Raw genomic sequence first — 11,755 nt, forward strand, 5'->3', positions numbered from 1 at the left:
CATTCTTGCTCCTTCGCACTGTATTCCAGCACGATCTGCCGTTAAAATTTAAAAATATCACCTTGCGGCCCCCCTACTCTTGCCCCCCAGATAGTCTCGATGTCGACGTTGATTGTCGCTGCGCTCTCCTTCTTTGGATTCATCCTCGCCTACAACACCTATGGTCGTTGGTTGAGCCGGAAGATCTTTCGCCTGGATGAAGAGGCGGTAACCCCTAGCCATGAGATGCGGGACGATGTTGACTTTGTGCCGACCAATCGCGAAGTGGTCTTTGGACACCACTTCACTAGCATCGCTGGTACAGGCCCGATCGTTGGGCCTGCGATCGCCGTCTTTTGGGGCTGGCTGCCGGCATTGCTCTGGGTAATTTTCGGATCGATTTTCATCGGCGCCGTGCATGACTTTGGGGCCTTGGTCGTCTCCCTTCGCAATCGAGGTCAAACCATCGGCGAAGTCGCCGGTCGCCTGATAAACCCGCGGGCCAAGATCCTGTTTCTGCTGGTGCTCGCGTTAGCATTAACCGTAGTTCTGGCGATTTTCGGGCTGGTGATCGCGTTGATTTTCGCCAAGTACCCGCAGTCGGTTTTGTCAGTCTGGGTCGAAGTTCCCGTGGCGATCGCGATCGGGTATTACATCTGTCGCAAAGGAGGCAACATCCTTTGGCCGTCGCTGGGCGCGTTATTGGTGATGTACGCAGCCATCGCAATCGGCGTTTATTGGTTGCCGATCGACCTGACAGAGATCCTAGGCGTGAATCTGCTGACGCCAGCCGACATGCCGGCCGATGCGAGTTGGTGGCAGTTTTACGGCAACGCGGTTGTGATTTGGACCGTGATCCTGCTGGTCTACTGCTTTGTCGCGTCGGTACTGCCAGTTTGGACTCTGCTACAACCGCGCGACTACATTAACAGTCACGAGTTGGTGCTTGCCCTGTTTCTATTGGGGCTGGGACTTGTCGTCGCATCGCTGACCGGCGCGGCCGATCTGTTCGCCAGTGCTCCGGCGATCGCAACCAACATTCCGCTCGACGCGCCGCCGATCTTTCCGTTCCTGTTCATTACGATCGCCTGCGGCGCTTGCAGCGGCTTTCACTGTCTGGTGAGCAGCGGCACCTCCAGCAAACAAGTCGATAACGAAAAAGACGCCCAGTACGTCGGCTACGGCGCAATGCTGCTGGAAGGCGCCTTGGCGGTGGTGGTCATCTTGGCCTGCTGTGCAGGCGTTGGCATGGGCCGCTACGAGCGAGCCGATGACGGATCGTATCACGCGGTCGCCGCGGCCGATGGTACGGCGATGGTTGGTCGCGCTTCGTGGGAAGCTCGCTATGACGCTAGCGCCGGTTGGAAAAAGTTCAACAACCTGGGCAACATGGTCGGCGCGTTCGTCGACGGCGGCGCCAATTTTTTGACGGCGATCGGCATTCCGCTTCGCTTGGGCCTAGGCATCATGGCGGTTCTGGTCGCCAGCTTTGCTGCGACAACGCTCGATACGGCGACCCGGCTACAGCGTTACGTGCTGCAAGAGCTATTCGCCTCTGCAGAGATCACCAAACCGCTGACCAACAAGTATGTCTCCACCGGCGTCGCGGTTGGTCTGGGAGGATTGGTCGCGATCTTCGCCGGCAATTCGCCCGGCGCCGGCGGCATGTTACTTTGGCCCCTGTTTGGCGCTGTGAATCAACTTCTGGCCGGAATCGCCCTGATGGTCACCATTTTCTATCTCTGGCGACGCAAGATTCCGGTTTGGTTTGCGGTTCCCCCAATGATCTTGATGCTAGTGCTGCCAGCGATCGCGACATTTTGGAACATGTTTAACGGCGACACCGCCTGGTTTATCGAGAAGTATCCGCAGCTCACCTGGCTGGGCAATTTCTTCCACGGCGATACCGGCTTCTACTGGAATCAAAAATACCTGCTATTTGGCTTTAGCGTAGGCACGCTGATCCTGCAGGCCTGGATGATGGTGGAAGCGGCGTTGATGTGGCCGAAAGCGAAAGGAATGCTGGAAGAAGCGCTGCCGCCGTTGGCTGGAGCCACGGATGCCGAAGCCCAATCGGCCGAATACGCAACCGCAGGCGGTCAGAACTAGCGAGAGATCGCCAAGCGAGTTTCCTGCGCCAACTTCTCAAATCCGCCGATAGCACAACACTACCATACTTGTGCAGCGAGCTATTTAGGTCGGTCGCAAACACTAGACCTTTTGCCCGTCGACCAACTCACGGAAGCGCTCGAACAGATACTCGCTATCATGCGGACCAGCCGATGCTTCGGGATGGTACTGCACGCTGAATGCTGGCAGCGTCTTATGCCGCACGCCGGCGACGGTGTTGTCGTTCAAATTGCGGTGAGTCACTTCCAGGCAATCAGGCAGCGACGCTTCTTCCACTGCGAAGCCATGATTCTGCGACGTGATCTCGACCTTGCCGGTCGTCACATCCAACACCGGCTGGTTGGCGCCGCGGTGACCGAATTTCAGCTTGAACGTTTTTGCGCCGCATGCCAGCGACAGCAGTTGATGCCCCAGACAAATGCCGAAGATCGGCTTTTGTCCCAACAAGCCGCGAATCGTTTCGACCGGGCCGAGCAGCGGTTCGGGATCGCCTGGACCATTCGAGAGAAACACCGCATCGGGATTCTGCGCTAGTACTTCTTCCGCAGTCGCCGAGCCAGGCATGACCGTCACTTTACAGCCCATGTCTTGCAGATGTCGTGGAATGTTCCACTTCATGCCGAAGTCGAGTGCCACCACGTGCAGATCTAGTTCGGTGCGCGACTTATCAGCCCGGATCTTGTCCCCCATCTTCACCCAGGGGCTCAGCTTTTCGGTCCAAGTTTGCCCTGCGGTTGGCATCACCTCTTTCACCAAGTCGCGGCCCACCAAACCGGCGGTGCTGCGAGCTTTTTCGACCAGTGACGCGTCGTCCAGGTCAACGGTCGAAAGAACCCCTTTCATCGAGCCGCTAGTGCGCAGGCGACGCACGAGTGCTCGGGTATCGATTCCCGATAGTCCGACAACGTTGTTTTGTTTGAGAAACTCATCGAGCGATTGAGTCGAGCGAAAATTGCTGACGCGACGGCTACACTCACGAACGATAAAACCTGACATGTGCGTCTTGGCGCTCTCCATGTCTTCGGTGTTCACGCCGTAATTGCCGATCTGCGTGTAGGTCATCGTCAAGATCTGACCACGATAGCTGGGATCGGTCAGGATCTCTTGATAACCGGTCATCGACGTATTGAAGCAGACTTCGCCGTCGACTTCTCCTTCAGCCCCCAACGAACGTCCGGTAAAAACGGTTCCGTCTTCCAGCGCTAGTTTCGCGATTGGCTGCGTCATTGCGTTTGTCGTCAGATCTCTGCGGGTGAATCGAAAGCGAACTTTTTTTCTTAGACGGTAAGGTCGATCTGTTCCGAACGATCGTCCGTGTTCAGCGTCGCTTAAAGTATTGACATGCCGAAGCCCGATATCCATCAGTACGGCTGTGGGTCTCCGGGCTTCGGTCCGGACAGCCAATTTGGGAGGACTCTTGTTTCGGCGAGCGAGAGTCCTCCTTTTTTATGCGCCGCGGGCGCAAATTTGGGTCATTATAGGAATCTCCGCTAGCTACGACTAGGACCAAGCTTGGTCTTCTCCTGCGAACAGGGAGAATCGGGCCTGAAAAAAGAAAAACGCCCTAAATCGGAGCCGATTTAAGGCGTAATTTTATGGGAACTGCGGTCTGCGGCCCCTCTTAGCTCTCGAGAGTAGTTTCCGCCGTAACCAGCTCTTTTTCTTCGTGCTTCAAGCAGCGACCGATCTGCCGGACCGCCTGACGCAAGCGTTCTTCGTTCTCGACCATCGCCATGCGGACATAGCCTTCGCCACAAGGGCCAAAACCACTGCCGGGGCTGACCGCGACGTCCCCCTTCTCCAGCAACATCATGGCGAAATCCATCGTGTTCATCCGCTGCATCCAGACGTCGGGAACCTTCGCCCAGACGAACATACCGGCTTTGGGCGGCGTAACGCCCCAGCCGAGTCGCGTCAGACCGTCGACCAGCACGTCACGGCGGCTCTCGTAGATGCGGCTCTGCTCTTCGACCGCAGCGTCCCCTTCTCGCAGCGCGATGATCGCGGCGATCTGGATGGCCTGGAACATGCCGTAATCGTAGTAACCCTTGATTGTGGCGAGACCTTTGATCATTTCGGCGTTACCGGCACAAAAGCCGACGCGCCAGCCGGCCATGTTGTAGCCTTTGCTCATGGTCGTAAACTCAACGCCGACCGAAGACGCACCCGGGGCCGACAGAAAGCTGGGGGGCTTGTAGCCGTCAAACGCGATATCGGCGTAGGCGAAGTCGCTAATCACCATAAAGCCATACCGCTTCGCCAATTTCACGATCTCGACGAAGAACTCTGGTTCGACCGTTACTGTCGACGGATTATGTGGGTAGCAAATGATCAGCAGTTTTGGCTTCGGATAAAGATGCTCGCAGGTGTAGGCGATATTTTCGAGAAACTTCTCGCTATCTCCCACTTCCAACGCGATCACATTGCCGGAAGCCAGCGCCACGGCGTAGGTATGAACCGGAAAATAAGGCGCCGGAACGATCGCGGTGTCGCCTGGCCCCATCATCGCCAAGCACATGTGCGAGAAGCCTTCTTTCGAGCCGAGACAAGCGATGACCTCGCTCTCTGGATCAAGTCGAACCCCATATTTTTTTAGATACTTGCCGGCGACTTCGCGACGCAAGTTACGGATACCGTTCGACTTGCTATAGCCATGATTCCGTTCGTCTTTCACCGCTTCGCACATCTTTTCCATGACGAATTCTTGCGGCGGATCAGACGGGTTGCCCATCCCCAGGTCGATCACATCATGTCCGGCGACCCGCTTTTCGTACAACAAGGCGTTGATCCGACCGAACATATAGGGGGGCAGGCGGTAAACGCGCTGCGCATATTCGATCTTGAAAGGGGTCTCGCCGCCGATGGGGTGGCCGGATTCGGAGCTCATGAGCTTCAACCTGAAATACGCCGCGTTGGCGGCAGATTGCGTAAATGGAAATCGAACGCAGAAACGTAATTCTAAGAATCGGCAACCGCGCAGGAAAGGACGACTAGAGCGGTGGATCGCCTGCGTAAACCTTAGGTTCGCACAGGGCTAGCAAAAAAGAAGCCCCAACCGGCGGTCAGGGCTCCTAAGTTTTTGCAGAACTTCTGGAGAAGTCTCGGTATTATCGAGTCGGTTGCTGTCGGGCGGCAGCTTCCAACTTTTTACCCATCTGGGTGGTGTTGGCCAGAAAATTGTCGATCTGGGCCTCTTCTTTCAACGTGTCGAACTGTTTCGCCATTTCCAGACGAATCTTCTTTTCGTGGATATCTTTGACCAGTTCGTCACGCACGTCGTTGACATCGGTGATCGTCGGCTTGGTCCGTCCCATCGCTTTCAGGATCAGCGATTGGCGGCCAATGTTGACGATGCTCGACAACTCGCCCGGTTGCAGGCGGAACGCTTCTTCTTCCAGCTTAGGCTGACCGCCGTTGCGGCGAATCGGCGGAACTTGGCCGTCGTTGTTCTTCGAGACCGGCTCGATTGAGTACTGACGAGCCAATTCGCCGAAGAACTGCTCACTCGGGTTTTTACGGGCCATGTCCCACACTTCTTGAGCACGGCGTTGATTGTCCAGGACGATCGCCAAAACTTGGACTCGTTCGCCGTAGTTGGCTTCAAAGCCCTTCTGAACGTCTTCTTCAGTAACTTTCACTTTGTCAGAGACCAGCTTTTTCAGCGCGACCGTCGGCCAAACCGCGTCGCGAACATAGACTTCGACCGTGACGCTCTGTTCTTTGGTCACTTCTTCCAGCCAGGCCTCGTAGTCCGGCGAGCCATCTTCCTTCAAAAACCCATACGAATCGGCTGCGCGGCTGATTTCGTCGTTCAGGTCCTGTTCAGTCACATCCAGGTTTTGCGATTTGAGCGCTTGCTGCAGCAAACGGCGATTGATTTCCCCTTCGAGAACATCGATGCCGTGACGCGTGATGCACTCTTCTTGCAATTCGTCCAGCATGATCTGCTGTCCGTTCAACGTTGCGACAATGTTCGGATTCTGCTGACGCTTGGCGGGATCGCTCCAGATCTTTTCGACTTGCGCCTTTTCTTGCAACTCTTCGTAGACGTCGCCTGCCGAAGAACGAAGTTTTTGTTCGCGAATTGCTTCGACCATCCGATTCTGGATTTCCGGCTGTTTCACCGGGTCGACTTCAGTCGGCGGCAAATGCGATTCGCATTTGAAAATCAGGTACTGACCGGCAATGAAGAGCACCTGCGAAACTTCCCCGTCTTTCAAGGCAAAGACCAAGCTTTCGACTTCCGGCGTCCCCATGTTCATGCGAATCGGCGGGATCAGGCCGCGAGCAGCAGCGCTGTTCGGATCTTCGGAAAAGTCCTTCGCCATGTCGGCGAAAATATCGGGGTCGGCGGCCGCTTTGGCTCGCAACTCTTCGGCCAAAGCGCGATCGCTGACCGAAATCATGCGACACTTCACTTTCGGGCCGAATTCAGTCTGCCAGGCTTTGCTGAACTCTTCCTGGGTCACTTCCAGGCGATCGGCCGCTAGACGCCGCAAAGCCATCGTCGGCCAGACGATGTCGCTGCGGTATTGAGCTGGCGAAACGTTTCGTTCGTCTTTCAACAACCCCAACCAGCGATCGACCGACAGGCCGAATTTTTTGGCCGAGGCTTCGATTTCGGCGTCAATTTCGGTTTGCGTGATTTGAATGCCGCGTTTGCGGCATTCTTCGGCGATCAGATGTTTGTTGATGACGCTTTCCAGCACCTCTTCGCCAAACCGGCGAGCCGCTTCGCGTCCTAGTTCATCACGAGTAATCGGTTCACGATTCACCACGGCGACCGTTTTGATCTGAGGCGCCGAGTTGCCTTGTGGAGCGACTCCCTTGGCGGCAACTTGCGGTTGTTGGGCCAACGCGTCGTTTTCACCGCCGAGATTGCGAATGGTGATGACGCCAACGGCGACCAAAACGAAGCCGCCCGCGATGATGGCCCAGGTTGTTCGATGGGCGTTTCGATACTCAGTCACACTCGCCTCCTTGCTACTGCAAAAATCGATCGATTTTTTCTAAAGTTTGCATCCGTGCAGGTCGATCCCTAATAAGTTAGGGCGCGGGAATATAAACCTCATTCTGAATGGGGTCAAGATCGATCCCATCACACAACCAAAAAGGACGACGCGAAAGCTCACGTCGTCCTTGCTATACCTGCGGAGTTGCTAGCACAGCTATCGCACCGCTTACTTGCGAATCGCAGCGCCGATCTCGCCTGGTCGGTCGGTAATGATTCCATCCACACCGATGGCAACCAACTCTTTTGCTTGTTGCGGGTCGTTGACGGTGTACACGAACAACTTCTTCCCATGCTTGTGGACCATTTCCGCCGCCGCACGATCGACGAATTTGGCGTTCCATGCGATCACGTTCACCTTGTCGACGATCGGCGCGATCCGCTTGGCCGTCAGTTCGTCGCTTCCCAGCGCGGCGATCGCTAGCGAGGGTTCTAGCTCGTGACAACGGGCGACAAAGTCCCAGTTGAATGACTGCACAACAAGTTTGTCCGTCCAGTCGCGATCTTTGAGCAATTGGATCAGCGACTCTGCGTCGCCCTCTTTATGTTCGATCAGCGTCACGCTGCCTGTTTGGATCGCTTCGATCGCTTGATCCAGTTTCGGCAATGCGACGCCGGCGAACTTCGCGTCAAACCATGACCCGGCGTCGAGTTGAGCGATGTCGGCCCAGTTCTTGGCCGCGATCGCCGTCTTCTTTTCTTTCCATTCTTGTCTCGCGTTGGTCGTACGGTCGTAGTTCTTGTCGTGGATGCAGAAAGGCACTTTGTCGGCGGACAAGTAATAGTCAAGTTCGACCATGTCGGCCTTTTGCTCGATCGCTAACTGAAACGACGGAATCGTGTTCTCGGGTGCAAAAGCGCACGCGCCGCGATGACCAATCACCAACGGTTCTTTTGTTTCAAGGATGCGATTCACTCTGGCGTCTCCCGCCGATAGTTCGGCCTGAAAGCCTAAGCCGCTGGCGATCGCCGCTACGGCCAGAACAACCCACCAAACATGTCGACCAATTCGAAGCATCACATCCCTCGCAACTTTCACAGGCAGACGATAAAAAAGGTCGCGTACGCTTGCGCGCCGCGACCTAAGCGAACCCTTTGATATTTTAAGTGGGAAGTTAGCCTTCCATCACTTCTGTTTCCCGGGTCTTGGCCAATTCGGCCACTTTTTCTTCAAACTTTTTGGTGAGTTCCTGCACTTCGTTCTTGATATCGTCCCGAATATCTTCGCCGATCTCTTTGTTCTTTTCGGCGGTTTCGGCCGACTTGTTCGAGTCGCGACGTACGTTGCGGATTGAGACCTTCGCTTCTTCCGACAGTTCCTTGATCCGCGAAACAAGCTTTTTGCGAACCTCGGTCGATAACGCCGGGACATTCAAGCGAATCACGCGGCCGTCACTTTGGGGCGCCATGCCCAAGTCGCTGGCGACAATCGCTTTCTCGATGTCTTTGATCGAACCTGTGTCATAAGGACGAATCAATAATTGAGTCGGTTCCGGTACGCTGACCGAAGCGATTTGCTTGATCGGTTGCAGCGAACCATAGACTTCAACACGCAGCGAATCGACCAGACCAGGATTGGCGCGGCCCGTTCGAATGCCAGAGAGATTGTGCTTGAGATGCTCGATCGCCTTCTCCATGCGATCTTCCGCTTCGGTCGTAATGTTGTCAGCGCTCATGGCTCAGTCCCACGATTGAATTTGTTGTTTCCAGCAGACTAGCGCAGCACGATGCGCCGCAACTAATCTTCATAAGGCTACCTTACTTTAGGCCCGAAGAAAATATGCGGGCCATTATCGTTTTCGCTTCGTAGTTTGAATCGCCAAAGAGGGAGATGCTAGACTGGCTCGAAATTGCGATTCGCATCTCTCTCACCGGCGCTTCAGAGAACGAAGAGACAATTTCGACCATCATTCCTGGAAACTCCGTGATTAACGGAGCTACCGCTTCAACGGCAGTCTTAGCAGCTCAGCCAACGCGATCCCTAGTTGACCGGCTCGAGCTCTGGAGAGATCAATGTTCCGACATGATCGCCACAAACGGCGCGCTGAATGTTGCCGTCGGTTCGGTAGTTAAACACTAAGATCGGCATGCCATGTTCGCGGCAATGCGTGATCGCGGTCGAATCCATTACACGCAGATTTTGGGCCTGAACCGTGGCGAAATCAAGATTGCGATAGAAGATCGCGTGCGGGTTTTTCTCGGGATCGTCGCTATAGACGCCGTCGACTCGGGTCGCCTTCATCAAGATGTCCGCTTCCAACTCAAGCGCTCGCTGGGCGGCAGCGGTGTCGGTCGTCACAAAGGGACTGCCGGTGCCGGCGGCCAAAATGACGATGCGACCTTTTTCGAGATGCCGTTTGGCGCGGCGACGAATGTAAGGCTCCGCGACTCCATCCATCCGGATCGCCGTGGTCAGCCGCGTTTCGCAGCCGAGCGATTCGAGTGCGTCTTGCAGCGCCAGGCCGTTGATCACCGTCGCGAGCATCCCCATATAGTGGGCGGTCGCTTCTTGGATCATGGCGCTTTCGTTTTTGAACTGGGCGCCGCGGAGGATATTTCCGCCGCCGATCACCACCGCGATCTGGCATCCGAGTTTCGACGCCAGGTGGATTTGCTTCGAGATATGAACGACTTCGTCCATACTGATCCCACGTTCGCCGGCGTGGGAAAAGCTTTCGCCTGAGAGTTTCAGGACAATTCGCGTGTATTGTGGCGCGGGAGCATCAGATTGGGTCATGCGGCGAACCTTGGCAATTTGAATGGGAGAAGCCGAATTCGTCGACGGAATTCTACCGGAAACGTCGCTGGCCGCACAGCAGATGCGTCAGGATTGATGGATCCCAGTTGCTACAAGAACGAAAAAAGCCCTGCTACAGCGAACAGGGCTTTTCTATTTTTCGGGACAAAAGCGGCGGAGAACCTAGCCTTCCGGCTGATCCCCTTCGCCCAGTTGCCAGTGAATGAAGCGTTTGACCTTCATCCCCTTGTCTTTGGCGTAGTTTCCGACCGATTGCTTGTCGTCTTTCACAAACGGCTGTTCTAGCAAGACCGACTCGGCGTAGAAGTTCCGCAAGCGACCTTCGACCATCTTTTCGATGATCTTGTCCGGCTTGCCTTCGTTGCGCGCCGCTTCGGTCAAAATCGAGCGTTCGTTTTCCACGACCTTCGGATCGAGTTCATCGACATTCAAGGCCGAGGGACTCATCGCGGCAATGTGCATCGAAACGTCTTTGGCCGTCTCGCTGTCGCCCCCTTCGACTTCGATCAGCACGCCGGCAACCGTCGAACTGTTGTGGCTGTATCCGCCGGTCGGAGCGTCGATCCGGATCATGCGGCCGATGTTGAAGACCTCACGAACGCGATTGAACAGGTCAAGCTTCAGTTCGCCCAGAGTCGTACCCGGCTTGATGGTCGACGGTTGAGCCAGCAATTCGTCAGGGGTCGCTGCGCCCGGCCCTTCGGCCAAGACCTTCGCCAAGTCTTCCGCCAGCATGATGAAATCTTCGAGCTGGGTGACCGAGGCGCTTTCGCACTTCAGTTCCACCATGGCGCCAACGCCTTTTTCGAAGTCCGCGAAGACCCCGAAGCGACCGAATTCAGTCACGCGGTCTTGACGCTTGCCTTCGATGGCGACGCCGTTTTCGCGCAACCAGCGGATCGCGCCTTCTTCGTCGCCGCTGGTTTCGACCAGCGCCTTCTTACATTCCATCATGGGAAGTCCGGTTTTTTCGCGGAGTGACTTTACCGCAGCCGCCGAAATTCCAGCCATATCAGATTCTCCGAGATTTAGTCGGTGTCAGAATTTAAGTTCACAATAGCGGGAAGGAGATTTTATCCGCTTCCCTTGAATCTTTGATGAACGAGCCTCACTTCACGTTACGAAGCGGGGACTGCGTCTTTGCCCTTCATCGCGACGTTGTGCTTGCCGTCGAGAACCGCGTCCGCCAGGTGTTTGGTGAACAGTTCGATCGAGCGGATACCGTCGTCGTTGCCCGGCACCGGCAAATCGATCTCATCCGGATCGCAGTCGGTATCGGTCAACGCAACCGTCGTGATTCCCAGCGAATGGGCCTCGCGAATCGCGTTCTTTTCCTTCTTCGGATCGACGATCACCAACGTTTCGGGCAGGCGATTCATCGTGCGCAAACCGTTCAGGTTGCGGTACATCTTGCGATATTCGCGGGCGAGCGAAGATTGCATCTTCTTCGAGTATTTGGAGAGTTCGTCCCCTTCCAAAATTCGTTCCAGCTCTTCCAGACGGGTTAAGCGGCTACGAATCGTGCGGAAGTTGGTGAGCGTACCACCGAGCCAACGCTCGTTGATGAACGGCATGCCGCAGCGTTCGGCTTCGCGTTCGATCGAGGCGCCGGCCTGACGCTTGGTGCCGACGAACAAGACCAACGAGCCCCCTTCGGAGACTTGGGTCAGGTATTTTTTGGCTCGCAGCAGACCGCGAATCGTTTCGCGGACGTCGATAATGTGGATCTGGTTCTTTTTGGCGTAGATATACGGCGCCATCTTCGGGTTCCACCGGCTGGTGCGGTGACCATAGTGAATTCCCGATTCGACCAGTTCTTTGATGACGGAGTTTGCACTGCCGTCTTTCACACTACCATCAGTAGACATAAAGGCTTT

General features: G+C 55.6%; 9 protein-coding genes. 1 reads left to right on the forward strand and 8 read right to left on the reverse strand.

The genetic code is table 11. The features are described 5' to 3' along the window. Window positions 1-99: 99 nt before the first annotated feature. Window positions 100-2,088, forward strand: coding sequence for a carbon starvation protein A (locus M4951_RS20015; RefSeq protein ID WP_262023400.1), 1,989 nt, complete (start codon window positions 100-102; stop codon window positions 2,086-2,088). Between the two features lie 102 nt (window positions 2,089-2,190). Here M4951_RS20015 and carA read toward each other — a convergent pair whose 3' ends face one another. From carA to rpsB, 8 genes are all read right to left on the reverse strand, one after another. Continuing rightward, on the reverse strand, window positions 2,191-3,336 hold the full coding sequence (carA, locus tag M4951_RS20020; RefSeq protein WP_262023401.1) for a glutamine-hydrolyzing carbamoyl-phosphate synthase small subunit: 1,146 nt from the start codon (window positions 3,334-3,336) through the stop codon (window positions 2,191-2,193). Window positions 3,337-3,730: 394 nt separating this feature from the next. After that, window positions 3,731-4,996, reverse strand: a complete 1,266-nt coding sequence (locus tag M4951_RS20025) for an aminotransferase class I/II-fold pyridoxal phosphate-dependent enzyme (protein ID WP_002655110.1) — start codon at window positions 4,994-4,996, stop codon at window positions 3,731-3,733. A 220-nt stretch (window positions 4,997-5,216) separates the two neighbouring features. Continuing rightward, window positions 5,217-7,079 (reverse strand): peptidylprolyl isomerase, encoded by a 1,863-nt coding sequence (locus M4951_RS20030; protein ID WP_262023402.1) that lies wholly within the window; start codon window positions 7,077-7,079, stop codon window positions 5,217-5,219. Window positions 7,080-7,289: 210 nt separating this feature from the next. After that, the gene (locus tag M4951_RS20035; RefSeq protein ID WP_262023403.1) at window positions 7,290-8,138 is read right to left on the reverse strand and encodes a glycerophosphodiester phosphodiesterase; all 849 of its coding nucleotides are present in this window, start codon (window positions 8,136-8,138) and stop codon (window positions 7,290-7,292) included. A gap of 97 nt (window positions 8,139-8,235) precedes the next feature. Beyond that, on the reverse strand, window positions 8,236-8,796 hold the full coding sequence (gene frr / locus M4951_RS20040; protein WP_262023404.1) for a ribosome recycling factor: 561 nt from the start codon (window positions 8,794-8,796) through the stop codon (window positions 8,236-8,238). A gap of 305 nt (window positions 8,797-9,101) precedes the next feature. Then, complete coding sequence (gene pyrH / locus M4951_RS20045) at window positions 9,102-9,857, reverse strand: UMP kinase (RefSeq protein ID WP_262023405.1); 756 nt, start codon at window positions 9,855-9,857, stop codon at window positions 9,102-9,104. A 183-nt stretch (window positions 9,858-10,040) separates the two neighbouring features. Continuing rightward, window positions 10,041-10,889, reverse strand: coding sequence for a translation elongation factor Ts (gene tsf, locus M4951_RS20050; protein WP_262023406.1), 849 nt, complete (start codon window positions 10,887-10,889; stop codon window positions 10,041-10,043). A 107-nt stretch (window positions 10,890-10,996) separates the two neighbouring features. Beyond that, window positions 10,997-11,746 (reverse strand): 30S ribosomal protein S2, encoded by a 750-nt coding sequence (gene rpsB / locus M4951_RS20055; RefSeq protein WP_262023407.1) that lies wholly within the window; start codon window positions 11,744-11,746, stop codon window positions 10,997-10,999. Window positions 11,747-11,755: the final 9 nt, after the last annotated feature.

Origin of the sequence: Blastopirellula sp. J2-11, assembly GCF_024584705.1 — a bacterium.
In the GTDB taxonomy this organism is placed as follows: Bacteria; Planctomycetota; Planctomycetia; order Pirellulales; family Pirellulaceae; genus Blastopirellula.